Annotated in this window: 19 protein-coding genes; 12 read left to right on the forward strand and 7 right to left on the reverse strand. The window is 54.1% G+C overall.

The window, feature by feature from the left end:
- The first annotated feature begins 117 nt into the window (after positions 1-117).
- Entirely contained in the window at positions 118-858 is a 741-nt protein-coding gene (gene cysQ, locus LOZ86_RS04765) for a 3'(2'),5'-bisphosphate nucleotidase CysQ (RefSeq protein WP_039486260.1), read from the forward strand.
- A gap of 20 nt (positions 859-878) precedes the next feature.
- Here cysQ and LOZ86_RS04770 read toward each other — a convergent pair whose 3' ends face one another.
- Positions 879-1,457, reverse strand: a complete 579-nt coding sequence (locus tag LOZ86_RS04770) for a YtfJ family protein (RefSeq protein WP_039486258.1) — start codon at positions 1,455-1,457, stop codon at positions 879-881.
- Between the two features lie 348 nt (positions 1,458-1,805).
- Here LOZ86_RS04770 and LOZ86_RS04775 point away from each other — a divergent pair, with 348 nt between their 5' ends.
- Positions 1,806-2,012, forward strand: coding sequence for a DUF1107 domain-containing protein (locus tag LOZ86_RS04775; protein WP_005974755.1), 207 nt, complete (start codon positions 1,806-1,808; stop codon positions 2,010-2,012).
- Between the two features lie 62 nt (positions 2,013-2,074).
- On the opposite strand, the gene paeA is transcribed toward LOZ86_RS04775, so the two are convergent.
- Both paeA and msrA read right to left on the reverse strand, forming a co-directional pair.
- Positions 2,075-3,400, reverse strand: a complete 1,326-nt coding sequence (paeA, locus tag LOZ86_RS04780; protein WP_039486256.1) for a polyamine export protein PaeA — start codon at positions 3,398-3,400, stop codon at positions 2,075-2,077.
- 171 nt (positions 3,401-3,571) lie between these two features.
- Positions 3,572-4,210, reverse strand: coding sequence for a peptide-methionine (S)-S-oxide reductase MsrA (gene msrA / locus LOZ86_RS04785; RefSeq protein ID WP_039486254.1), 639 nt, complete (start codon positions 4,208-4,210; stop codon positions 3,572-3,574).
- Positions 4,211-4,668: 458 nt separating this feature from the next.
- Between msrA and tamA the strand changes: the two genes are divergently transcribed.
- From tamA to LOZ86_RS04800, 3 genes are read left to right on the forward strand one after another with little or no spacing between them, the layout of a single operon-like run.
- Positions 4,669-6,384, forward strand: coding sequence for an autotransporter assembly complex protein TamA (gene tamA / locus LOZ86_RS04790; protein WP_039486313.1), 1,716 nt, complete (start codon positions 4,669-4,671; stop codon positions 6,382-6,384).
- A complete protein-coding gene (tamB, locus tag LOZ86_RS04795; RefSeq protein ID WP_230242907.1) occupies positions 6,381-10,418 on the forward strand; it encodes an autotransporter assembly complex protein TamB in 4,038 nt (1,345 codons plus the stop codon). Before tamA ends, tamB begins: the two co-directional genes overlap by 4 nt.
- Before the next feature lie 2 nt (positions 10,419-10,420).
- A complete protein-coding gene (locus LOZ86_RS04800; RefSeq protein ID WP_039486251.1) occupies positions 10,421-10,783 on the forward strand; it encodes a gamma-glutamylcyclotransferase family protein in 363 nt (120 codons plus the stop codon).
- A gap of 115 nt (positions 10,784-10,898) precedes the next feature.
- On the opposite strand, the gene ppa is transcribed toward LOZ86_RS04800, so the two are convergent.
- Entirely contained in the window at positions 10,899-11,429 is a 531-nt protein-coding gene (ppa, locus tag LOZ86_RS04805) for an inorganic diphosphatase (RefSeq protein WP_039486249.1), read from the reverse strand.
- Positions 11,430-11,677: 248 nt separating this feature from the next.
- Between ppa and LOZ86_RS04810 the strand changes: the two genes are divergently transcribed.
- Positions 11,678-13,264 (forward strand): methyl-accepting chemotaxis protein, encoded by a 1,587-nt coding sequence (locus tag LOZ86_RS04810; protein WP_039486247.1) that lies wholly within the window; start codon positions 11,678-11,680, stop codon positions 13,262-13,264.
- Between the two features lie 53 nt (positions 13,265-13,317).
- Here the strand turns inward: LOZ86_RS04810 and plsY are convergent, their stop codons facing one another.
- Positions 13,318-13,953: a glycerol-3-phosphate 1-O-acyltransferase PlsY gene (gene plsY / locus LOZ86_RS04815; protein ID WP_039486245.1), complete on the reverse strand. Its 636-nt coding sequence runs from the start codon at positions 13,951-13,953 to the stop codon at positions 13,318-13,320.
- Positions 13,954-14,081: 128 nt separating this feature from the next.
- Here plsY and folB point away from each other — a divergent pair, with 128 nt between their 5' ends.
- Positions 14,082-14,435, forward strand: a complete 354-nt coding sequence (gene folB / locus LOZ86_RS04820; protein ID WP_039486243.1) for a bifunctional dihydroneopterin aldolase/7,8-dihydroneopterin epimerase — start codon at positions 14,082-14,084, stop codon at positions 14,433-14,435.
- A gap of 147 nt (positions 14,436-14,582) precedes the next feature.
- Positions 14,583-15,401, forward strand: a complete 819-nt coding sequence (gene bacA, locus LOZ86_RS04825; protein ID WP_039486241.1) for an undecaprenyl-diphosphate phosphatase — start codon at positions 14,583-14,585, stop codon at positions 15,399-15,401.
- 71 nt (positions 15,402-15,472) lie between these two features.
- Here the strand turns inward: bacA and LOZ86_RS04830 are convergent, their stop codons facing one another.
- Together LOZ86_RS04830 and LOZ86_RS04835 are read right to left on the reverse strand one after the other, a co-directional pair.
- Positions 15,473-16,717, reverse strand: a complete 1,245-nt coding sequence (locus tag LOZ86_RS04830) for a multifunctional CCA addition/repair protein (protein ID WP_039486239.1) — start codon at positions 16,715-16,717, stop codon at positions 15,473-15,475.
- Between the two features lie 108 nt (positions 16,718-16,825).
- The gene (locus tag LOZ86_RS04835; RefSeq protein WP_039486237.1) at positions 16,826-17,446 is read right to left on the reverse strand and encodes a TIGR04211 family SH3 domain-containing protein; all 621 of its coding nucleotides are present in this window, start codon (positions 17,444-17,446) and stop codon (positions 16,826-16,828) included.
- Positions 17,447-17,768: 322 nt separating this feature from the next.
- On the opposite strand from LOZ86_RS04835, the gene LOZ86_RS04840 reads away from it, so the two are divergent.
- The 4 genes from LOZ86_RS04840 (at position 17,769) to ligA (ending at position 25,761) form a co-directional block, all read left to right on the forward strand.
- Positions 17,769-19,106 carry a CYTH domain-containing protein gene (locus tag LOZ86_RS04840; RefSeq protein WP_039513245.1) on the forward strand — a complete coding sequence of 446 codons (1,338 nt, stop codon included), beginning with the start codon at positions 17,769-17,771 and terminating at the stop codon, positions 19,104-19,106.
- Positions 19,107-19,158: 52 nt separating this feature from the next.
- Positions 19,159-22,014 carry a bifunctional [glutamate--ammonia ligase]-adenylyl-L-tyrosine phosphorylase/[glutamate--ammonia-ligase] adenylyltransferase gene (glnE, locus tag LOZ86_RS04845; RefSeq protein ID WP_039513243.1) on the forward strand — a complete coding sequence of 952 codons (2,856 nt, stop codon included), beginning with the start codon at positions 19,159-19,161 and terminating at the stop codon, positions 22,012-22,014.
- A gap of 119 nt (positions 22,015-22,133) precedes the next feature.
- Positions 22,134-23,570 carry a bifunctional D-glycero-beta-D-manno-heptose-7-phosphate kinase/D-glycero-beta-D-manno-heptose 1-phosphate adenylyltransferase HldE gene (gene hldE, locus LOZ86_RS04850; RefSeq protein ID WP_230242909.1) on the forward strand — a complete coding sequence of 479 codons (1,437 nt, stop codon included), beginning with the start codon at positions 22,134-22,136 and terminating at the stop codon, positions 23,568-23,570.
- 136 nt (positions 23,571-23,706) lie between these two features.
- Positions 23,707-25,761, forward strand: a complete 2,055-nt coding sequence (gene ligA / locus LOZ86_RS04855) for an NAD-dependent DNA ligase LigA (RefSeq protein ID WP_052237777.1) — start codon at positions 23,707-23,709, stop codon at positions 25,759-25,761.
- The last annotated feature ends 1 nt before the right edge of the window (position 25,762 follow it).

Below are 25,762 nucleotides of genomic sequence, written 5' to 3' on the forward strand. Positions count from 1 at the left end.
TCTAAATGCTGAGGATGACATCAATAATGGCAATAATCGTAGATTGCCTCACAGATGTATAATGAATGACAGAGATGAAGTCTGCGTTACGCGCAACCCATAACGACGAGGTCGATCATGCTAGAAACTATTTGCCAACTGGCCCGTGACGCCGGTGCCGCCATTATGCAGGTTTACGAAGGGCAACATCCTGTGGATGTCGCGCACAAGAAAGACGATTCACCGGTGACTGCCGCCGACCTTGCGGCGCATCGAGTGGTTAAGGACGGGCTGGCTGCGGCATGTCCTGATATTCCTTTGTTGTCAGAGGAAGATCCGCCTGAGTGGGAAATCCGTCGGCACTGGCAGCGCTATTGGTTGGTCGATCCGTTGGACGGCACCAAAGAGTTCCTCAGCCGCAATGGCGAATTTACGGTAAATATTGCACTGATCGAGAACGGTGAAGCCGTACTGGGCGTGGTTTATGTGCCGGTTACGGGCGTGATGTATTCTGCGGCGGACGGCAAAGCCTGGAAAGAAGAGAACGGCCAGCGTCGGCAGATTACGGTGAAGCAGGCTAGTCTGCCGCTGGTCGTGGTCAGCCGCTCTCATGCCGATCGGGAATTAAAGGACTATCTCAGTCAACTGGGTGAACACCAGACGGTGGCGATTGGATCATCGCTAAAATTTTGTCTGGTTGCGGAAGGCGAAGCGCAGCTTTACCCACGCTTTGGGCCGACTAACATCTGGGATACCGCGGCAGGCCATGCGGTGGCAGTCGCCGCCGGGGCGCAGGTTAACGATTGGCAAGGGCGTCCGCTGTCCTACACGCCGCGTGAATCGTTCCTCAACCCCGGTTTTCGCGTCTCTTTATTTTAATCAGCTAAAGTCTAGATTCGTTATTTCTCTTCCAGCAACTGGCGCAGCAGGGACATCACCTGCTGCACTTCCTGTCCGCTCAACGCGCCATCCTTCACGAAACGGATTTTCCCCTGTTTATCCAGCACCGCGATAGCCGAGCTTTGTGGCTGGAGCTGCCAACTCTTCCGCACGTTACCGTTGCTATCGACAATAAATTGCGACCACGGGAAGGCTTTCTTGTTGTCCTCAAGGCTACTGCGCACAAACATGCTGGTGCCGATGATGGCATCGTCGGTATTCACGATTGTCGTCGTTTGGTAATAATCATGCGGTAGGTTAGCGGCCTTCAGTGCGGAGATGAGCGGATCGTTCATCTCTTTGGCAGAGGTGCGGCCAGCGATATGTTGTATCACCCGCACTTTTCCGGGCAACTGCGCGCTGTTCCAGTTTTTATAACTAAACTGATTATTAAGGTACTGAAGTTCTCCCCGGTCTGCGACGCCGACGGGAGGAACCAATTGGTTAAGTACCAGCGTATGGGCCGAGGCTGGGAGTGAGAGCAGCCCCAAGAGAGGCGTGATAGAGAGCGCAAGGAGCAGGTGGCGTATTTTTATCATGGTATGTCCTTCTGTGTGGGTGGCCCGATGCGATGTCAATGATGGAAAATATCGGGCTATGGAATAAGCGTAGATTCAGGAAACTGGTCTGTCCTGCTCCGCGATAAAACGCTTTGTGCCCGAGTGCACAAACCCCTTATTTTTGAAGGTTTATACTGATGACTAAGGGTTTCCTTAAACACTACTCTGTAAAAATCTGTAAAAGCAGTTAAGAATACTGAATAGTGGGGAACTAAATGCCGTTTTACGGTACTAACTAGCAGTATCCGTTATCTCATTAGCGCTCCAGAACCTCAGCCATGTTGGCGAAAGGGAGAGCGTAAAAAAATAAAACGGGAGAGTAAAACGATGAGGATCTTCGAACGTTACAATCCTTTGAAAGTCGCCAAGTATGTGAAAACCCTGTTTCGTGGGCGGCTGTACATAAAAGGGGTTGGTGCTTTTGAGTTCGACTACGGCAAAATTCTATTGCCAAAGAAACAGGATAAGCAGCATCTTCTGGTGATGTCCGAAGTCAATCGCCAGGTCATCCGGCTTCAGGCCGAGATGGGATAAGTGATAAAGAAACGGCCCGTAGCGGGCCGTTCTGGTTTTTATGTATGCATGCCTTTTAGCGGTTAATCGTCGCTATCAATCTTCGCGCTTGATGAGACAATCGGGCGGTCTTCCAGACGCGTTACCAGCAGCTGATCGATCTTGTAGCTATCGATATCTACCACTTCAAACTTATAGCCTGAGAAGCGCACCGCATCGGTACGTTTCGGGATTTTCCGCAGCGTATACATCATGAAACCGCCAATGGTTTCGTAGTTGCCGGAATGCGGGAAATCATCAATATTCAGCGCGCGCATCACGTCTTCTATTGGTGTGCCGCCTTCAACCAGCCAGGAATTCTCGTCGCGCGCGACAATCTGTTCTTCCATTCCCTGACCGACGAGATCGCCCATCAGCGTCGTCATCACGTCGTTAAGGGTGATGATGCCGACGATCAGCGCGTATTCATTCAGAATAACGGCAAAATCTTCGCCCGCGGTTTTAAAGCTTTCTAACGCTTCGGACAATGTCAGCGTATCCGGTACGATCAGCGCCGGACGAATCTGTATGCCGCTACTCAGCGTCAGGCTCTGGTTTCCCAGCACCCGAATCAGCAGGTCTTTGGAATCCACGTAGCCGATGATCTGATCAATCGTGCCATCGCAAACTAGAAACTTGGAATGCGGCTGCTGGGCGATCTTTTCCTTAATACTGTCTTCCTGCTCGTGCAGATCGAAATAGACCACGCTTTCGCGTGAGGTCATCGAAGAGGGCACAGTACGGGATTCCAGTTCAAACACGTTCTCGATGAGTTCGTGTTCCTGCTTACGCAGTACGCCAGCAAGCGCACCGGCTTCCACCACGGCATAAATATCATCGGATGTGATGTCGTCTTTACGCACCATCGGCAGCTTGAGCAGGCGGAAAATGACGTTAGCCAGGCCATTAAATACCCAAACCAACGGGCGGAAGAGGAGCAGGCAGAAGCGCATGGGGTTGATTATGCGGACCGCGACGGTTTCTGGCGCAATCATACCAATGCGTTTCGGGGTGAGATCGGCAAACAGAATAAACAGGCTGGTGACCAGTACGAATGAGCAGATAAAGCTGATTTGATCCGCAGATTCGGGGGACATAAAGCGTTCAAACAGCATGGCGAAGGTAGGAGAAAATGCCGCATCGCCGATGATACCAGCCAGAATGGCGACAGCGTTGACGCCAATTTGAATTACGGTAAAAAAGATACCTGGTGTCTCTTGAAATTTGAGCACTAGATCGGCGTTGAGGTTCCCCTCATCGGCCATTAGTTTGAGTTTAATTTTACGCGATGCCGCCAGTGAGATCTCAGAAAGTGAGAAAAATGCACTGATGGCAATAAGAAAAAGAATCAGTAATAGACTGTTTAACATAGTTTTTACTTTAGGTAAGTTTTCGCATGCGCCGAGATTGGCACAGCGATCCTCAGAAAGGTGAACACATAAAAGTGAACACATTATGATCATTATTGAAGGTTATAACCGGGCAACGATCCGCCCGGTTCGGACGCAGTATAGCAGGAGCGGTAAAATTACCGCCAGTGGTCAACGCTGAGGCGGAAGACAGACGCCGATACCGCCTAACCCACAGTAGCCGTTCGGGTTCTTGTACAGGTATTGCTGGTGCTCGTCTTCTGCATAATAGAACGGACCTGCAGGCTCGATTTCTGTGCTGATGGCGCGGCCGTCACCGTTTTCCCTCATCGCCTGCTGAAAGCGTTGAAGGCTTTCCTGTGCCGCCTGTTCTTGCTCGGGCGTGAGCGTATAGATAGCGGAACGGTATTGACTACCGATATCTCCGCCCTGACGCATGCCCTGAGTAGGGTCGTGATTTTCCCAGAACAGCTGTAACAGTTGCTCATAGCCAATCACTGCAGGATCGAAAACGACACGCACCGCTTCGGCATGATCGGTCTGCCCGCTGCACACTTCACGGTAGGTCGGGTTGGGCGTGTAACCGCCAATGTAACCCGCCGCCGTGCTGTGGATCCCCAGTTGTTGCCAAAACAAACGCTCCGCCCCCCAGAAGCAGCCCATCGCAAAAATCGCAACAGACATCGAGTCGGGTACATGTGTCATGGAATGTTCATGCACGACATGCAGCCTAGCAACGGGCATGGGGGTGGAACGCCCCAGTAAAGCATCGGATTGCGTAATCCGCTGCGTTTTATCAATTGAATTCATCACGTTGTTAACTCCAGCTAGACTGGGTAAATAACCCACTTTCATGGAAAGCATAACCAAGATGCAAGGGGCTGTCTTTATATCTTCATGGTGTTTAATGTTAAGGTAATGTGTATTTGTAATGCCGCACATTGATGTTTGTAGGTGAAAATCTATTCTTAAGATGGAAAGTTAGTATTTATCACTAATATCATGCAAAGTTGGTAGGCGATTTCAGCGCTACGTGGCGGATTGTCAGGTAAGCGTACAGCGACGGCCGTCAATGCGGCGGGCGAAGTGATAAAAGCCATGCTATAGGTTTTAGGCGACAGATCGATTTATCAGGGAGCTCAGTGACTATTTTCATCTCAACGAAAAGTTTCATTGGAAAAAAAAGCGTTACCGGGCAAAAAGGCATAGCAGGACAAAAAAATAGCTTTGCTGGCTGCGGTGCGCCACGATACCGGGTTCTTGGTCTGATGTGTGCGCTGCTGATGCTGGCCCCAGAGAGCCAGGCGGCGAATGTGCGTCTGCAAGTCATGGGGCTGGAAGGGCAGTTACAAAAGAATGTACGGGCACGCTTATCTACCATTTCGGTCGATGAGATTAATGCCGATGGGCGTTTCCGCTCACGCGTCGATGAGGCAATCCGTCAGGGATTGCGCGCGCTTGGCTACTACGATCCACAGATCGGTTTCGAATTCCGACCTGCCGTTAATGGTGGGCGGCCCGTATTGATTGCCACCGTCACTCCCAGTGAACCGGTAAAAATTGCCGGGGTAAACATCACCCTGCGCGGCGGTGCGCATGACGATAAAGACTACCAACAGCTGGTTAAAGACGATCGCCCTGCAATCGGTTCAGTACTGAACCACGGTGATTTTGATCGTTTTAAAAGCGGGCTGAACGGTCTGTCATTACGCAAAGGCTATTTCGATGCACGCTTCCAGCAAAGCCAGCTTGGCGTGATGCGGGAAGAGAAAGAAGCATTTTGGGATATCGATTTTGACAGCGGTGCACGTTATCGCTTTGGTGCCGTACATTTTCAGGGCGCACAAATCCGCGATGACTATCTGCAAAATTTGGTGCCGTTTCACGAAGGCGATGCTTATACCAGTGAAGATCTCGGTGAGCTAAATCGCCGCCTTTCTGCGACGGGGTGGTTTAACTCCGTCGTGGTCTCTCCCGATTTCGGCCAGTCGAAAAGTACCAAGGTGCTGCCATTGGAAGCCGTGGTGACGCCGCGAACCCGTAACCGCATTGAGACCGGCGTCGGCTATGCCACGGATGTTGGCCCACGCTTTAAAACGACCTGGAATAAGCCTTGGGTGAACTCACGGGGTCACAGTCTGGAAAGTAGCCTGAGCGTGTCCGCGCCGGAGCAATCACTCGATTTTAGCTACAAAATCCCCTTACTGAAGAACCCGCTTGAACAGTATTACCTGCTGCAAGGCGGTTTCAAGCGCGAAGATCTCAATGATACCAAATCCGATGGCACCACGCTGAACGTGGCGCGCTACTGGGATCTCTCCAGCGGCTGGCAACGGGCGATTAACCTGCGCTGGAGCCTCGATCACTTTACACAGGCAAGCGTGACGGATACCACGATGCTGATCTATCCGGGCGTCAGCATTAACCGAACTCGTCAACGCGGCGGGCTAATGCCGGTGTGGGGCGATACGCAGCGCTATTCCATCGACATTTCCGACACCACCTGGGGATCGGACATCGACTTTGCCGTGGTTCAGGCGCAAAACGTCTGGATTCGTACGCTGGCGGATAAACACCGCTTTGTCGCACGCGGCAATCTGGGCTGGATTGAAACCAATAATTTCTCCCGCGTCCCGCCTTCGCTGCGTTTCTTTGCCGGTGGCGATCGCAGCATCCGTGGCTATAAGTACAAATCGATTTCGCCGCGCGACAGCGACGGCAAACTGACCGGGGCGTCCAAGCTGGCGACCGGCTCGCTCGAATACCAATACAACGTCACGGGAAAATGGTGGGGAGCGGTTTTTGTTGATTCAGGTGAAGCAGTGAATGACATCAAACGGAGTAACTTCAAGACCGGCACGGGCGTCGGCGTACGCTGGGCCTCGCCGATTGGCCCAGTGAAACTCGATGTTGCTATGCCGATCGGCGATGCGGAGAAGAAGAACGATGTTCAGTTCTATATCGCGCTGGGGCCTGAATTATGATGGATGAGAAAAACGAAAAAAAAGCCCAGGATCCGGTGACAGAAGAACACGTCGCACAGGATAACGCGCCGACGATGCCAGCACGAAAAGGGCGCTGGTGGAAAAGAGTCGGCATGGGTTTTGTCGCATTCTTACTGCTGCTCGTGGTTGGGATAGGGCTGCTGGTCGGCACCACGCCGGGCCTGCATCTGTTGCTGAATACCGCAGCACGCGTGGTCCCGGGGCTGGACATTGCCAGCGTAAGCGGCGGCTGGCGTGATTTAACGCTAAAAAATGTCAGCTACCAAATGCCGGGCGTGACGGTAAAGAGCGAGGAATTTCATCTGTCGCTTGCGCTCGCGTGTCTGCGTAAAAGTCAGCTGTGCATCAATGATCTCTCGGCAAACCGCGTCGATGTGGTTGTGGATACTAAAGCCTTGCCTGTGGCAGCTGAGCCACCGCCACCTTCAACACCAGTCACGGAAATCTCTGCACCATTCCCGATTTCACTGCGTCAGTTAACGCTCAGCAACGTTCAGGTTACCGTGGATGACACGGCGATTTCACTGAGCGAATTCCGCACGGGAATGCAGTGGGAAGGGCGCGCGTTGACGCTGCTGCCGACCAAAATCAGCGCGCTGCTGGTGGCCTTGCCGAAAACGCCCGTCAACGTGCTTGAAGACGGTAAAGTGACGGCGGCGGAAATGGCTGCTGTCATCAAAGAAACGGCGGAAAGCGTGCGTGAAGCGGCCGAAAAAGGCTCGTCGCAAACCGTTAATATCGATAACGCGCTGGCGGCAAATAATAGGGTCGCGGCTGCCACCACGACGACACCGATACCGACGGCATCGACATCCAAAACGGATAGCACCTCTGACAAGCCTGCCGTGCCTGAACAACCGCTAGGTGAACGCCTTAGCGAGCTGTTCTCCAAACCGCTATTACCTGATTTACCCCAGTTCACGCTGCCGTTGGATCTGAATATTGTCGAGATTCACGGTGAACAGCTGCGGCTGATGGGCGATCAGGACATTTTGATTAATAACCTGTTCGTGCAGGCATCGACCCAGCAACAGCATTTGCGTCTGGACAAGCTGATCGTGCAATCGCCGCAGGGTGGACTGAATGTGCGCGGTGAAGCGACGCTCAGCGATAGCTGGCCCGTCTCGCTGACGGCGAATGGCGTGCTGAACGTCGAACCGCTCAAAGGCGAGAAGCTTAAACTGACGGTTGACGGCGGCCTGCGTGAACAGCTGAATGTGGCGCTGAATCTCTCGGGGCCGCAGCGTGCCCAGTTGGATCTGCAAACTAAACTGGCGGAAGCGGGACTGCCGCTGGCGTTGACGCTGCAAACCGAGCGCGTGCGCTGGCCGCTGACGGGCGCAACGCAGTATCAGGCTGACAACGTCAGGCTGCGTTTTAACGGTAAAGCGACCGACTATGCGCTGTCGCTGCGTGGCGATCTGAGCGGGGCGGACATTCCCCCCGCGACGCTGCTGCTGGATGGCAAAGGCAACGAACAGCAGTTTACGCTGAGTCGCCTGCGGCTGGCGGCGTTGCAGGGGCATGCCGATCTGGCGGCGCTTATTGACTGGAGCAAAGCCATAAGCTGGCGCAGCGAGCTGCTGCTGAACGGGATTAACACCGCGAAACAGTGGCCTGAATGGCCAGCTAAAGTCGACGGCAAGATTACGACGCGTGGCAGCGTTTATGGTGGCAGCTGGCAGTTGCAGGTGCCGGAACTGCGTCTGGACGGCAACGTGAAAGCGAATAAGCTCACGACCAGAGGCGAACTGCGAGGTAATGCTGCGGGTCAATGGACAATTCCAGCGCTGAATCTGGCGTTAGGCCGCAACCAGTTGAACGTCAAAGGCGATCTGAGCGACAAGTGGCAGTTGGATGCAGACATCAATGCGCCGTCGCTGGACGGCATGTTGCCCGGTCTGGCGGGGCGAGCCATCGGAACACTCAAACTCCGCGGCAATCTGCGTGAACCGCAGATGCTGGCGGATATCACGGCGTCTGGCCTGCGCTGGCAGGCGATGACGATTAGCAGTGTGAGAGTAGAAGGCGATGTGCGCTCTGAGCAGCAGATTCAGGGCAAGCTGGCCGTGCGTCTTGAAGCGCTCAAGCAGGACGGCCTGAATATTGCGCTGTTGACGCTGGATGCCAGCGGCAATGAAAAGCAGCACCAGCTCCGGCTGAATATGCAAGGTGAACCGGTCGCGGGGCAACTGGCACTTTCGGGCAGCTTTGATCGTCAGGAACAGCGCTGGCGCGGCACGTTGAACAATACCCGCTTCGACACGCCGGTGGGTGAATGGCGTCTGACGCAGGATATGGCGCTGGATTACCTGAATGCGCAGCAGAAGATCACCATCGGCACGCACTGCTGGCGGAATCCGAATGCAGAGCTGTGCGTACCAAAAGCGATTGAAGCTGGACCGAGCGGACAGGCGAGTATCCGGCTGAACCGCTTCGATCTCACCATGTTGAAACCGTTCCTGACGGCGGATACGGTGCTGGCTGGGACGTTCACTGGCGGTGCCGATATCAGCTGGCAGGCGGGACAAGGCTTACCGCAGGCGAAAGTGTCGCTGGTGGGTAACGGCGTCAGCGTTCGCCAGCAGATGCAGGGCAACACGCTGCCGATTGATTTCGATACCTTTACGCTGAATGCCGGGCTCGACCGCGGGCGGGCGCAGCTCGGCTGGCTGATGGCGATTCGCGAGAACGGACGCTTCAGCGGTGATATTCAGGTGACCGATCCACAGGGCCGACGCAATCTCGGCGGCAGCGTCACGATCAACAATATTTCGCTGGCGCTGCTCAACCCTGCGTTGAGTAAAGGAGAAAAAGCGGCGGGGATACTGAATGCGAACCTGCGTTTGGCGGGGGATGCGGCGCGTCCTCAGCTCTTCGGCCAGATGGTGCTGGAGCGGTTGGATATTGACGGCAACTGGATGCCAGTCGATCTGACCAACGGGCGGTTGGCGGTGAATTTCAGTGGAATGTCGTCAACGCTGCAAGGCTTCCTGAAAACGGATAACGGGCAGTTGAACCTTGGCGGGAACGCGGACTGGTCGCAGCCTGATGCCTGGCGTGCGCGGATTGCGGCGAAAGGCCAGAAGCTGCGGGTCACGATTCCGCCGATGGCGCGGCTGGATGTCTCACCGGATATTGTCTTCGAGGCCACGCCGCAGCTGTTCGCGTTAAACGGATCGGTCAGTATTCCGTGGGCGCGCATTGTGGTTAAAGACATGCCGGAAAGTGCAGTGGCGGTGTCATCGGATGAAGTGATGCTGGATGCGCAGCGGCAGCCGCTGAAGAAAGCCAGCGCCGCGATTCCGATTAACAGCAACCTGACGATCCGCGTCGGGAATGATGTGCAACTGGATGCGTTTGGGCTGGCGGCTCGCCTACAGGGCGACCTGAAAATGGTTCAGGACGAGCGCGGATTAGGGCTGAACGGCCAGATCGACATTCCGTCTGGCCGCTTTAAAGCCTACGGGCAGGATCTGATTGTCCGCAAAGGGCTGATTCTGTTCTCTGGCCCGCCGGATCAGCCGATCCTGAATATCGAAGCCATTCGTAATCCAGACAACACGGCGAATGACGTCATTGCCGGCGTGCGCGTTACTGGCATGGCCGCGACACCGAAGCTGGAAGTCTTCTCCGATCCGGCAATGTCACAGCAGGAAGCGCTCTCTTACCTGCTGCGTGGACAGGGTTTGGACAGCGGTGGAGCAGATAGCTCGGCAATGACCTCAATGTTAGTCGGTTTAGGGGTTGCACAAAGTGGTCAAGTTGTGGGTAAAATCGGCGAGGCCTTTGGCGTAAGTAATTTAGCTCTGGATACACAGGGTGTTGGCGATAATTCTCAAGTTGTCGTCAGCGGCTACGTCCTTCCGGGTCTGCAAGTGAAATATGGTGTTGGCATATTCGATTCTTTGGCAACGTTAACGCTACGTTATCGCCTGATGCCAAAACTATACTTGGAAGCGGTGTCTGGCATTAGTCAGGCATTAGATGTGCTCTATCAGTTTGAGTTCTAGCGATGCGAATTATTGTTTACGGCAGTTTACGACGCAAACAGGGAAACAGTCATTGGATGACAAATGCGCAATGGTTAGGGGACTGTCAGCTCGCAGGTTTCGAGCTGTACGATCTCGGCCATTATCCGGCAGTCGTACCCGGCGATGGAGAAATCCATTGCGAGGTCTATCGCATTAGTTCGTCGATTTTGACAGAGCTGGATGCCTTAAAGCGGGACGGCCACGAATACCAACGTGAGCTGATTCGTACGCCTCTGGGCAGTGCCTGGATCTATCTGTACAAGCCCCCTGTTGTAGGGCTGACGCGTATTGCCAGCGGTGACTGGCTAAAGCGCAGTGAAGAAGATGATGAAGAAGAGGCTTGAGGCCGAGTAGCCAATCAAGTCATGGTCGCCATAAATAAAAACACCGCGCAAGGCGGTGTTTTTGATCATGCGATATCTTGAGCCCGTAAGGGCTTTAATGCATATCGTGTGGCGCTTATTTGTTTTTCGCACGCTCGAAGGAAGCAACGATCTCGGCTTTCGCCGCAGCCGCGTTATCCCAACCTTCAACTTTCACCCACTTGCCTTTTTCCAGATCTTTGTAGTGTTCAAAGAAGTGACCGATCTGTGCACGCAGCAGTTCAGGCAGGTCGTTAACGTCTTTAATGTGGTCGTATTCTTTGGTCAGCTTGCTGTGCGGAACGGCAACCAGCTTGGCATCTTCGCCCGCTTCGTCGGACATTTTCAGCACGCCAACAGGACGGCAGCGGATCACTGAGCCCGGCTGCAACGGATACGGGGTTGGAACCAGAACGTCAACCGGGTCGCCATCCAGAGACAGCGTGTGGTTGATGTAGCCGTAGTTGCACGGGTAGAACATGGCCGTAGACATGAAACGGTCTACAAACAGCGCACCGGTATCTTTATCAATTTCATATTTGATCGGATCGGCGTTCGCGGGAATTTCAATCACTACATAGATATCTTCCGGCAGATCTTTACCCGCCGGGACATTGTTCAGACTCATGTCGGTTTCCTTCTCTTAAACCTGAAATAGCGTGACCGTCATTATAGCCAAAAAGCGTTTAATGTCCCCGATTTTTAGCGTGTGCAAGGCGCGATGCGCTTGCGTGAGTCGTTTAAGTAAAAATACTTTCGTTACTAAAGTTTCTTTAAAGAAAGCAGGTTTTTTACCGATAGGAACATGATCTAGATCACGTTATGCGGAGCCTTTCTCCGCATTTATTTATCATTTGTAATGTCAGGGAAACAAAAATGTTAAGAAACATCACAATCAAGACGAGCTTGATTGCTTTGTTAGGAACGATGGTACTGCTGTTATTGCTGGTGTGCGGAATTGGCATCACCTCAATCAATCAGGGAATCACTTCGCTTACGACAATCGACAAGATTCAGGGCAAAGAAGTCACGGCGCTGGCGGGGAGCTATACCGCTTCACTGCGTGCAAGAACGGGGGCGGCATTGGCCGCTCGTCAGATGGAAAACGGGCTGACCGATCTGGCGAATGCATCAGTCGCGCGGGCAGAAGCCTACACGGCGCTTTCTCACAAAGAAATGACACGCTTTCTTTCCTACGGCACCGTAACGGAACGCGGGGCCAAAATGGCCGCAGAGGTGAAAAGCAACTACGAGCAATACATGAACCTTGGCGTTCAGCCGATGGTTGATGCGCTGAAACGTGGCGATGTCGCAGCCTATTACGTGCTGTTGCAGGACGTGCTACCACCGCTCAGCGTTAAGATGGATAAGGTGGCGAACGAATTCCGTGATTTCGGTCTGGAAGTCGGGGAGAACATGCTCGCAGAAGCGGAAAGCTTCGCGTTCGACCGTTTGATGATCATTGGTATTGCCTGTATATCCGTGCTGCTGCTGGTGTTGGCTGCCTGGATTGCCTTGAAGCGCTCTATTCTGTCTCCGCTTGAAGAGACGGTCGGCCAGCTGGAGTTTATTGCCCGTGGTGATTTGACCCAGCGCATTGCCGATGGCGGCAATAATGAAATTGGCCGTCTGATTCAGGCGATGAAGGCCATGCAGCATTCGCTGGCAACCGCCGTGGGCCGCGTCCGTGACGCCGGTATGCAGATTGATGTCGGCACGCGCGAGCTGTCTTCCGGCAATACCCATCTGGCTGCGCGTACGGAAGAGTCAGCTTCCTCGCTGGAAGAAACCGCAGCCAGTATGGAGCAGTTGACCGCGACGGTAACGCTGAATGCGGAAAGTGCGGAACAAGCGCATACGCTGGCGCAAAATGTGTCCGACATCGCCAATAAAGGCAGCGAGACCGTGGGCAGCATGATTGAGAAAATGCAGATGATCTCCAGCAGCTCCGCACGCATTGGCGATATTCTGGCGGTGATCGACGGCATCGCGTTCCAGACCAATATTCTGGCGCTGAATGCGGCGGTTGAAGCCGCACGTGCAGGTGAGCAGGGGCGCGGATTTGCGGTGGTTGCGGGTGAAGTCCGCAGTCTGGCGCAGCGCAGTGCGCAATCGGCCAAAGAGATAAAAATGCTGATGGAAGAATCTCAAAGTCGCGTCAGTGAAGGCACCGTGATGGCGAAAATGGCGGGCGAAACGATGAATGACGTTTCTGACGCCGTGGCGCGCGTGACGTCCCTGATGCGTGAGATCTCAACGGCAACGCGTGAGCAAAGCAATGGCATTGGGCAGGTGAATCTGGCGGTATCGCAGATGGACGAAGTCGCACAGCAAAATGCGTCTCTGGTCGAAGAGTCCGCGGCCGCCACGCGCTCACTGGAAGATCAGGCGCGCCTGTTGGCAGAAAGTATGTCTCAGTTTAAAGTGCAGTCGCAGGAGTTTGCCGCCATCGGCCGATTCTAATTTCCCGTTATCTTTCATAAAAAAATTCCCGTGAAAACGGGAATTTTTTTGTCTTATTCTTCGGAGGACGTCTGTTCGTCTTCTGGCTGCTTCTTCTTACGTAGTTTATTCCAGATTTTACTTTCCTGTCCGCGCCAGAGGCGTTGGATATTGTCATGATGACGCATCAGTATCAGGCAAGAGAGCATCGCGACGGGGAAGGTAAACTGTGGCTTGAACCACCAGACATAAAACGGTGCGATGAGCGCACTGACAATCGCGCCAAGCGAGGAATAGCCGCTGAGTAGCACGGTCAGTAGCCAGGTACCGGTCATCAGACCCGTCAGATCCCAGCCGATAGGGGCGATGGCACCCAGCGCTGTTGCCACACCTTTGCCACCGCGAAAGTGGAAAAAGACCGGATAGATATGGCCGAGGCAGGCAGCGATAGCGGTTAACCCCAGGTACAGCGGGGGAACGCCCAGCGCGTAAGCGGCCCAGACTGGCAGCATGCCTTTCAGAATATCAAACACCAATACGGTGGCAGCGGCCGCTTTGCCGCCAATACGCAATACGTTAGTGGCTCCGGGGTTCCCAGAACCATGCTGACGCGGATCGGGCAGCCCAGCAATTCTGCAGAACAAAATCGCACTGGAAATAGAGCCACACAGATACGCGATTAACATCATACCAAGCGCGGTAACACTCATAACGCTATTCCGTTTAGTTTGTATAGAGAGACGTTTAATAAGGGTCGTTTTACTCTTCTCATCTGTGGATAATACGCACATTCCGTCGGAAGTGGTATCCGACAGCGACAAAAACAGAGAATGGCGTGATGGATATCGTATTTATTGAAGAACTTACTGTAATCACTACTATTGGTGTTTACGATTGGGAACAGACCATCCAGCAGAAACTGGTGTTCGATATCGAAATGGGCTGGGATAACTGTCAGGCAGCCGCCAGTGACGATGTGAATGACTGCCTGAGCTATGCCGATGTCAGCGAAGCGGTGATTGCCCACGTGGCAAATCAGCGCTTTGCTCTGGTGGAACGTGTTGCTGAAGAAGTCGCACACATGCTGATGCAGCGCTTCTCGATTCCCTGGCTGCGGATCAAGCTCAGCAAGCCGGGTGCTGTCGCACAGGCACGTCAGGTTGGCGTCATTATTGAGCGCGGCACGCGATAAATCTGATTTAACAGAATAAATACTGATTTACGTGCAACTAAACCGTAACCCAAATAGTCTATAAGCCAGTTATAGCGGCTCGCGGAAGTACGCGGCCGCTTTTTTGTGCGCTGCATTTTCGTTTTTATTAGAGGCAAGGATTTTTAGATGACTGACCTGCATTCATTGCTAATCGCATTTATTCTTGGCGTGGTCGAAGGACTGACCGAGTTTTTGCCCGTATCGTCTACAGGGCATATGATTATTGTTGGTCATTGGTTAGGGTTTGCTGATGAGAAAGCCAAGACGTTTGAAGTTATCATTCAGCTTGGCTCAATTCTGGCCGTTGTCGTGATGTTCTGGCGCCGCCTCTTTGGTCTGATAGGGATTCACTTCGGTGAAGTTCCGCACGAGGGGAAAACTGCTGGGCGACTGAAACTGACGCACATCTTGCTGGCAATGATTCCCGCAGTGGTGCTTGGCCTGATTTTTCATGACTTCATCAAGTCGCTGTTTTATCCGCAGAACGTGATGTATGCGCTGGTGATCGGTGGCTTCCTGCTGCTAGCGGCGGAATGGTTCAAGCCAAAAGAGCCGCGTGCTGTCGGGCTGGATGACATCACGCACCGTCAGGCATTTATGATTGGCTGTTTTCAATGTCTGGCGCTGTGGCCCGGCTTTTCACGTTCGGGGGCAACCATTTCCGGCGGGATGCTGATGGGCGTCAGCCGCTATGCCGCTTCTGAGTTCTCTTTTATTCTGGCGGTTCCCATGATGATGGGGGCGACCGTTCTGGATCTGTATAAAAGCTGGCATTTCCTGTCGCTGGCCGATGTGCCGATGTTTGCCGTTGGTTTCGTGACGGCGTTTCTCGTGGCGCTGATTGCGATTAAAACCTTCCTGAAAATCATCAAACGCATCTCGTTTATCCCGTTTGCGATTTACCGTTTTATCGTCGCAGGCGTGGTTTACATGGTGTTTATGTAAGACTGAGTGCGTAGATTTTAGGTCGACCGTTATAGAGAGAAGAGGCCACGCATTAGCGTGGCCTCTTTGTTTCAGGACGTGCCCGAGCTATCCGGTTGTTGTGCTTTCCAGTCTGCCAGTGCATGAATGCGGCGACGTGCCAGTTCGTTGCGTACGTCAATGCCCTTAAACCCATCGGCAACGACGTCCGCACTGCTGACCTGAGTGGCGACACGGAAGGCTTCACGCAGGTAATCACCTTGTGGATACGGGTTCTCTTCAAAACCGGCACGGCCTCTGGCATCGGCTTCGCTTGTGAGCGCTAGCTGCTCCAGACGTTGCGGTTTGCGCCAGACATCAATCGCATCAAATAACTTCAGCAGGGTTTTGGGTTGCAGCACCTGCACGGTATGAACCAAGTCATGATATTCCGCAACCAGCTTTGCCAAATCGCGAATCGGATTCGGTACGCGCAGGCGCTGGCACAATGCTTCAACCAGTTTGACGCCCGCTGGGCCGTGGCCAAGATGACGCGGCCAGAGTTCAGGCGGCGTCAGCCCTTTTCCTAAATCGTGGCACAGCGTAGCAAAACGTACGTCAATCTCGGGACTGAGGCGCGCGGCCATCGCCACCGTCATCATCGTATGAATGCCGGTATCGATTTCCGGATGCCATTTGGCGGGGGCTGGCACGCCGTACAGGTTATCGATTTCAGGGAACAGTACGGCCAGTGCGCCGCAGTCTCGCAGCACCTGAAAATAGACATCTGGCGACGATGTGCCGAGCGCTTTTTCCGTTTCTTTCCAGACGCGCTCTGGCGTCAGGTAAGCCAGCTCGCCTTCATGCGCCATTTTTTGCATCAGCGCCATGGTTTCTTCTGCAATCTGGAAGCCGATATGCGCAAAACGCGCAGCAAAACGGGCGACGCGCAGCACCCGTAATGGATCTTCGCTAAATGCCTCGGAGACGTGGCGCAGTACGCGATTTTCAAGATCGCGACGACCGTGATAAGGATCGATAAGGTCGCCCCGCTCGGTGCGGGCAATGGCATTGATGGTCAAATCGCGGCGCAGCAAATCCTGCTCTAACGTGACATCGGGGGCGGCATGGCAGACAAACCCGGTATAGCCTTTGCCAGATTTGCGTTCGGTACGCGCGAGGGCGTATTCATCGCGGCTAACGGGGTGTAAGAAGACGGGAAAATCCTTTCCAACCTGCTGGTAACCCTGCGCAAGCAGGTTCTCCGGCGTCGCGCCGACCACCACCCAATCTTTCTCGGTGACGGGTAAACCCAGCAGGCTGTCCCGAACAGCGCCGCCGACAAGGTAAATCTTCAACGTCGGGCTCCTGAATCAATAACCAATACTTCACTACATACTACCATCTTTGCGCCGCAGCGTTGGCCGCAAAGAAAAATGCCTGCAAGAAGCAGGCACGTGTTCTGATTAGCTCATCCAGCGATCATTTTTCTTTTTGCGAGGGATGATGTGCGGTAACAGCAGACCCAGCAGCAAACCTATGCCAGCAACGCCGCCGCCATACATAAACCACTGTAAAATGATGGTGCGCTGCTTATCGTCAAGCTGGACATTTGCCGCGCTGACTTTCTTCTGTGCGATGATAAGCTGATTTTTCAGATCCTGATTTTCCTGACGTAACCCGTTGATAACACTATCGCTGGCAGCGACTTTCTGCTGCATATCTGCGGTACGTTGGTTCCAGGTCTGATCGATATTATTCAGTTTGTCAGTCAGGTCTTTGACCTGATTCTCCAGCGCCGGCACCCGCGTGCGCAGGCTTGGCGTATTGCTAAGCTGGTCGAGGGGGATCCAGGTCGTACGGTTTTTATCATCACGGATCTGCGCATAGCCCGCGCTTTCATTAACGCTGAGTAGCGTGACTTCAGCGCCAGCATTCACGGTGCCGACGATACGATATTGATTGCCCGGCCCGCTGTGGACATACGTCAATAATTCATCGGAAATGTAGCGTTTTTCTTCCGCCTGTGCGGTCCAGCTCAGCGTGAGAGAAAATAAAGTAAAACAGAGTAAGCCTAATTTCTGCATAAGATCATCATGTTGCGTTAATGGTGGTCCGATAGTAGAGGCTTAAGTCTGACGAGGCAATGTATAAACCGAAATGAGAACAGTCTTAGAACCTATCCCATGAGGGCTATTTCGCCCCAATAACGCTTACTGGGATAGGTTCTTAGAAGGCGGTGTGCAGCGTGTTTAAACGGGGTAAAACCGCGCAGTTGATGACAGGTTTGCATAAGAAATGCGCGCTTGTTCGCAGGTGAAAAAGAGTGTGTGCGGTAAGAGTAGTCAGGTAAGGTAAAATGTTATTTACTGACATAATAATGAACGCGGTCTTGGTGTTGTGAATGCTATGAGTGAAGAAATTGAGCTGAAGTTTATTGTTCATCCCGACAGCGTTGAATCGCTGCTGACGCAACTGGCTGACTGGGAGAGTGATTACAGTCAGTATGAGCACATGCGTGCTCAGCGTCTGAGCAATACCTATTATGAAACGACGGATAATTACCTGCGCCGCAATGGCATCGGCCTGCGTATTCGCGGCGAAAATGAACGCTACGAAATGACGGCGAAAACGGCTGGCAAGGTGATTGGCGGGCTGCATCAACATCCAGAATATAACGTTGAGCTGGAGAAAGCCGAGCTGGATCTCAGCCTGTTTCCGGCGGACGTCTGGCCGGAAGATTGCGATGTTAAGGTGCTGCAATCGTCGCTCAATCCGCTGTTTAGTACAGATTTTACGCGTGAAAAGTGGGTGTTTACTTACTATCAAAGCGTGATTGAGGTTGCTTTAGATCGCGGTGAGATTCGTGCCGGGGATCTGAGTGAACCGCTGTGCGAACTGGAGATGGAGCTTAAGGTCGGGCAGACCACCCATCTGTTGGAACTGGCAAAGGAAATCGCAGAGTTTGGTGGTATGCGGCAGGGCAGCCTGAGTAAGGCAGCGCGCGGATACCATCTGGCTAAAGGTAATCCGGTTCGCGAGTACCAGCCTCTCAATCGACTGGTTGTTGATCCAAAAACCAATATCGATCAAGCCATCCGCGCGGCGCTGGAACTAGGGTTGAGTCACTGGCAATACCATGAAGAACTGTGGGCAAGAGGGAATGCCTCTGCCCGTGAAGCTCTGCCAGAGGCCAGCGCGTTGATGCGCGAAATGCTGGTGCTGGTGGGAGGCGTCGTGTTACGCAAGGTCACCACGCTTTTTCGCTCTGCACTCGCCACTCTGGAGGCTCGGCTACAAGGCCCCGATGGCGCGGATGTGTGTTACAGCGCTGAGTATCTGCAAAGTAAGTTAGTACTGACTTCCTGGTTGGTCGAGTCTGGCTGGCGTGATCATATGGGTAATAAAGATCGCATTAAGTTACAGGGCTCGTTCAAACGCTTTGCCGACATTATGCTAAGCCGCAGCACTGCGGAGCTGAAAAGCGCCTTTTCTTCTAAATTGACGGAAGCGCAGTACGAACAGCAGATTCCTCGCCTGCAACGTAATATCTACGCTTTTCTTCTCTTATCCGGTGCCTATCCGGCGGAGCAAGTGGAAGCCTACGTTGAACACTGGCAGGCGTTACTGCACGAAATTGAGCGGCTCGCTGCCGGGAAGGCTCCTTCTGCGTATCTGGAAGCCTACCGTAAAGAGGTGCTGAACTTGTCCCCGTTCTGGTTACATAGCGGCGGACCATCACAGTAACCGTTAACTGCCGCTTGTCAGTGAGGATAGGCGGCGCATCAAGGGAACCCCCATGTCGATACTTCCTTTGCCCGCTTTACCTGTGCTTCTGACGGAACAATCTCAGCGTGCTCTGTCACGTTTGCGGGAAGCCGCACCTGATGAACCGATAACGGACAGTGACTCTGCTGTTCTGGCATTGAGTGATTTTGTCAGCGATGCGCTTGCGCTGAATCCTGACTGGTGGCAAGGGATTCATCAGCAACCGCCGCAGCCCGAAGAGTGGCAGCACTACGCCGACTGGTTGAGCAATGCATTGGCCGATGTTAACGATGAAAATGCGTTGATGGCCGCATTGCGACGGTTTCGCCGACATATGTTGACGCGAATTGCGTGGTCACAGGCGCTGCAAACCAGTACGACGGAACACACCTTGCGTCAGTTGAGTGAACTGGCCGAGGTGATGATTGTGGCGGCCAGAAGCTGGCTATATCAGGCCTGTTGTCGCGAGTGGGGCACACCTTGCAATGCGCAGGGTGTGGCTCAGCCTCTGCTGATTCTTGGCATGGGAAAATTGGGTGGGGGAGAGCTTAACTTCTCTTCGGATATCGACCTGATCTTCGTCTATCCCGAAAATGGCCATACGCAAGGCGGGCGGCGCGAGCTGGATAACGCGCAGTTCTTCACGCGTCTGGGGCAGCGACTCATCAAGGTGCTGGATCAGCCGACCGTCGATGGTTTTGTTTATCGCGTGGATATGCGGCTACGTCCCTTTGGTGACAGCGGCCCGCTGGTGCTCAGCTTTGCGGCGATGGAAGATTACTATCAGGAGCAGGGCCGAGACTGGGAACGGTATGCGATGGTCAAAGCGCGCCTGATGGGGGGAATGGACGATGCCTACAGTCAGGAACTGCGCAGTACGCTGAAGCCCTTCGTCTTCCGTCGCTATATCGATTTCAGCGTGATCCAATCGCTGCGAAATATGAAGGGCATGATCGCCCGTGAAGTGCGTCGCCGGGATCTGCGCAACAACATCAAGCTGGGTGCGGGCGGCATTCGTGAAATCGAATTTATCACACAGGTTTTCCAACTGATTCGTGGCGGACGTGAACCGGGATTGCAGGGACGCTCGCTGCTGCCTACGCTTCAGCATGTAGGAGCACTGGGGTTATTAACGCCGCAGCAGGTGCTCGACCTCAGTACCTCTTACCTGTTTCTGCGTCGTTTAGAGAACCTGTTGCAGGCGATTGCCGATGAACAGACGCAAACCTTGCCGGGTGATGAGCTGAATCAGCAGCGGCTGGCATGGGGAATGGGTTTCGACAACTGGGACACGCTGCAATCTATGCTGGAACAGCATATGCAGTCGGTGCGCCATGTATTTGATGACCTGATTGGCGATGATGCGCCGGACAATAATGATATCCCCGAACATGGCAGCTATAGCAGCCTATGGCAGGACACGCTGGACGACGGCGAACTGGCTCCGCTGACGCCGCATCTCTCGGAAAGCGTGCGTGAAAAGCTGATGCGGACGATTGTTGAATTCCGTCACGATGTGGCGAAACGCACCATAGGGCCACGCGGGCGAGACGTGCTGGATCAGCTCATGCCGTGTTTGCTGGCGGAAGTCTGCGCTCGTCAGGAAGCGGATAGGGTGCTGTCTCGTCTGACGCCGCTGCTGCTGGGGATCGTCACACGAACCACCTATCTCGAACTGCTGCTGGAGTCTCGTGCTGCGCTCGCTCAGTTGATTCGCCTGTGTGCGGCGTCGCCGATGGTTGCCAGCCAGTTGGCACGCTATCCCCTGCTGCTGGATGAATTACTCGATGCGTCAACGCTGTATCAGCCGACGGCACCGGGGGCGTACGCCGATGAGCTACGTCAGTATTTGATGCGCGTCCCTGAGGATGACGAAGAACAGCAGTTAGAAGCGGTTCGCCAGTTCAAACAGTCGCAGCAACTGCGTATCGCCGCAGGGGATATCGGCGGCGTACTGCCAGTGATGAAAGTGAGCGATCACTTAACGTATCTGGCGGAAGCGATTATCGCGGCAGTGGTTCAGCAGGCGTGGGGACAGATGGTGGCGCGCTATGGTCAGCCGTCCCATTTGCAGCATCGTGAAGGCCGTGGGTTTGCCGTTATTGCTTATGGCAAACTCGGTGGCTGGGAGCTGGGATACAGCTCCGATCTGGATTTGGTGTTCTTGCTGGATTGTCCATCGGACGTGATGACGGATGGCGAACGCAGTATTGATGGCCGACAGTTCTACCTGCGCCTCGCACAGCGAGTGATGCATCTATTTAGCACCCGGACGTCATCAGGCATTTTGTATGAAGTGGATGCCCGTCTGCGGCCATCGGGCGCGGCAGGTATGCTGGTGAGTACGGTAGAAGCGTTTGATGACTATCAGCACAATGAGGCATGGACGTGGGAGCATCAGGCGCTGGTGCGCGCGCGTATGGTGTACGGCGAAAGCGGCGTGCAGCAGACTTTTGAGTCTATTCGCCGCAGTATTCTGTGCGCAGAGCGTGACGCGGAGACTCTGCGCACCGAAGTGCGAGAAATGCGGGAAAAAATGCGTCAGCATCTGGCGAACAAAGATAAAGCACTCTTTGACATCAAAACGGATGCGGGCGGCATTACGGATATCGAATTCATTGCCCAGTATCTGATGCTGCGTTACGCCGCTCAGGAACCACGCTTGACCCGTTGGTCAGACAACGTGCGTATTCTGGAACTGATGGCGCAATATGGCGTGATGGAAGAGAGCGAAGCCAATGCGCTCAAGCTGGCCTACGTCACCATGCGCAATGAACTGCACCATCTGGCCTTGCAGGAGTTGTCCGGTCGGGTCAGCAAAGATCGGTTTGTTGCGGAGCGGGAGCAGGTACTGGTGAGTTGGAATAAGTGGTTAGTGGGAGCGTAAGTTCCTCCTATCTAATGGTCAAATGTGCCGTGCGGTTTAGAGCCGCGCGGCAGTGGCGTGTATGATACGTGCCTATGATATTATTACGCGCATTATGCGAAATAAGCCTGGAGTAGAGGATGAAAGTGACGCTGCCTGATTTCCGTCAAGCGGGTGTATTAGTGGTGGGTGATGTCATGCTGGATCGTTACTGGTATGGGCCGACCAGCCGAATTTCACCAGAGGCACCGGTGCCTGTGGTCAAGGTTGATACGATCGAAGAGCGCCCAGGCGGCGCGGCGAACGTCGCCATGAACATTGCTGCATTGGGCGCAGGCTCGCGTCTGGTGGGCTTAACGGGTATTGACGATGCTGCTCGCGCACTGAATGCCAAACTTGGCGAAGTGAATGTGAAGTGTGACTTTGTCGCTGTTCCTACGCACCCGACGATCACCAAGCTGCGCGTGCTGTCGCGCAATCAGCAGTTGATCCGACTGGATTTCGAAGAGGGCTTTGAGGGGATTGATCCTCAGCCGATTATCGAACGTATTCAGTTGGCGCTGCCAAAAATTGGCGCACTCGTGCTGTCTGACTATGCAAAAGGCGCATTAGCGCATGTGCAAACCATGATTCAGACGGCAAAAGCGGCTGGCGTTCCGGTGCTGATCGACCCGAAAGGCACGGATTTTGCCCGTTACCGTGGCGCGACATTGCTGACGCCAAACCTGTCTGAATTCGAAGCGGTGGCAGGACGTTGCAAAACGGAAGAAGAACTGGTTGAGCGCGGTATGCAACTGGTGGCCGATTACGATCTGTCCGCGTTGCTGATTACCCGTTCCGAGCAAGGAATGACGCTGCTACAGCCGGGCAAAGCACCGCTGCATTTGCCGACGCAGGCTCAGGAAGTGTATGACGTGACCGGTGCGGGCGATACCGTCATTGGTGTGCTGGCCGCTGCGCTGGCGGCAGGTAACACACTGGAAGAGGCCTGCTTCCTGGCGAATGCCGCCGCAGGCGTTGTCGTCGGCAAGCTGGGTACGTCAACGGTCACGCCGATTGAATTGGAAAATGCTATCCGCGGCCGTGCCGAAACCGGATTTGGCGTGATGACCGAAGAACAGTTGAAACACGCCGTTGAACTGGCGCGTCAGCGTGGCGAAAAGATTGTGATGACCAACGGCTGCTTCGATATTCTGCACGCCGGACACGTGTCTTACTTGGCAAACGCCCGCAAACTTGGCGACCGATTAATTGTTGCGGTAAACAGCGATGCCTCAACCAAGCGTCTGAAGGGGCCGACTCGTCCCGTCAACCCGCTGCCGCAGCGGATGATCGTGCTGGGGGCGCTGGAAGCTGTCGATTGGGTCGTGCCGTTTGAAGAAGATACGCCGCAGCGCCTGATTGCCAGCATTCTGCCGGACATTCTGGTGAAAGGCGGAGACTACCAGCCACATGAAATCGCCGGTAGTGAAGAAGTCTGGGCCAACGGCGGTGAAGTGAAAGTCCTGAACTTTGAGGACGGCTGTTCCACGACGAACATCATCAACACGATTAAAGCCAACACGTCTAAATCTTAAATGAAATAAAACTGACGGTGCTCGAAAGGTTTCGACGCCGTTAGGCCGCAAGCTAATGATTCTCGCTCTGGTACATCACGGGCGAGAATCATAACAATCACGACGCCGACAGGGCGACACGTCAGATAAAACAGGTATGAAACCAGTGAAGAAAGAACCAGCCGAAGTGAATGCGGCCGCACTGCGGGTAGCGGAGTTGCGCCGGGTCTTACGCCATCACGAATACAAATATCACGTTGAAGATGCGCCCGAAATTCCTGATATCGAATATGACAAACTCATGCAGGAACTGAAAGCGTTAGAGGCGGATCACCCCGAGTTGGTGACCAGCGATTCTCCCACGCAGCGCGTGGGTGCTGCACCGCTGGCGGCATTTGAGCAGGTACGCCATGAAGTGCCGATGTTATCGCTGGATAACGTCTTTGATGAAGAGAGCTATCTGGCCTTCAGCAAGCGAATTGGCGACAGGCTGAAGAACGGTGACGATCTGACCTTCTGCTGCGAGCTAAAGCTGGATGGTTTAGCCGTCAGCCTGTTGTATGAAGACGGCGTTCTGGTGCAGGCGGCCACGCGTGGAGATGGCACGACAGGGGAAAATATCACCAGTAACATTCGTACCGTTGCAGCGATTCCACTGCGCCTTGAGGGTGACAATATTCCGCGTCGTGTTGAAGTACGCGGTGAAGTGTTTATGAAGCACAGCGGTTTTGAAAAGCTGAACGAAGAGGCTCGCCGTACGGGGAGTAAAGTCTTTGCCAACCCGCGTAACGCTGCCGCCGGATCGCTGCGCCAGCTTGACCCGCGGATTACGGCTAAGCGTCCGCTGACCTTCTTCTGTTATGGCGTTGGTCTGCTGGAAGGCGGTGAGTTGCCCGCAAGCCATTGGGAGCGGCTGATGCAGTTCAAGGCGTGGGGACTGCCGGTTAGCGACAGAATTAAGCTATGTACTGGTCCGGCCGAAGTACTCGATTTTTATCGTCAGGTTGAGCAGACCCGCAGTTCGTTAGGCTTTGATATCGACGGCGTCGTTGTCAAAGTTGACTCTCTGGAGTTGCAGGAGCGGTTAGGGTTCGTTGCCCGTGCGCCTCGCTGGGCGGTAGCCTTTAAATTCCCGGCGCAGGAACAGCTGACCTGGGTGCGTGATGTCGAGTTTCAGGTTGGGCGGACAGGCGCGATTACGCCCGTTGCGCGTCTGGAACCCGTCGCTGTGGCTGGGGTTATCGTCAGCAACGCCACGCTGCATAATGCCGATGAAATTGAGCGGCTAGGTTTGCAGATTGGCGATCGCGTCATTGTGCGTCGAGCGGGGGATGTTATCCCGCAGATCGTCGGCATCGTGGAATCTGAACGGCCAGAAACGGTGCAGCCGATCGTTTTCCCTACGGCTTGTCCCGTGTGTGGATCTGATGTTGAACGTGTGGAAGGCGAAGCCGTCACGCGCTGTACCGCTGGCTTGATCTGCGGTGCCCAGCGCAAAGAGGCACTGAAGCATTTTGTTTCTCGTCGCGCATTGGATGTGGAAGGCATGGGCGATAAGATCATCGATCAACTGGTGGAAAAAGAGTACGTCAAGACGCCAGCCGATTTGTTTCGCCTGAGCGCCGGGATCATGACGGGGCTGGATCGCATGGGGCCGAAATCCGCGACGAATCTGGTCAATGCGCTGGAAAAGGCGAAAAATACCACGCTGGCACGCTTCCTCTATGCGTTGGGGATCCGCGACGTTGGCGAATCGACGGCGGCTAATCTGGCTGCTCATTTTGGTTCGCTGGAAGCTCTTTTTGCTGCCGATGAAGACGCGCTGCTGGAGGTGCCGGATGTCGGTAAAGTCGTTGCCGCGCACGTGCGTCACTTCCTTGAAGAAGAGCACAACCAAACGGTGATCCGTGAACTGACCGATCCCGCAGGCATCAACATTCACTGGCCTGAGGTTCAGGTGGTCAATGCGGAAGAGATCGACAGCCCATTTGCGGGGAAAACGGTGGTATTGACCGGATCGCTAAGTATTTTGTCTCGCGACGAAGCCAAAGATCGGCTAACGGCGTTAGGGGCAAAAGTGAGCGGCAGCGTCTCGAAGAAAACCGATATGGTGATCGCTGGTGAAGCCGCAGGCTCTAAGCTAGCGAAGGCGCAAGAACTGGGGATCTCAGTGATCGATGAGGCGGAAATGATCCGACTATTGGGGGCGTAAA

Source organism: Pectobacterium parvum (assembly GCF_020971565.1).
Taxonomy (GTDB): domain Bacteria; phylum Pseudomonadota; class Gammaproteobacteria; order Enterobacterales; family Enterobacteriaceae; genus Pectobacterium; species Pectobacterium polare.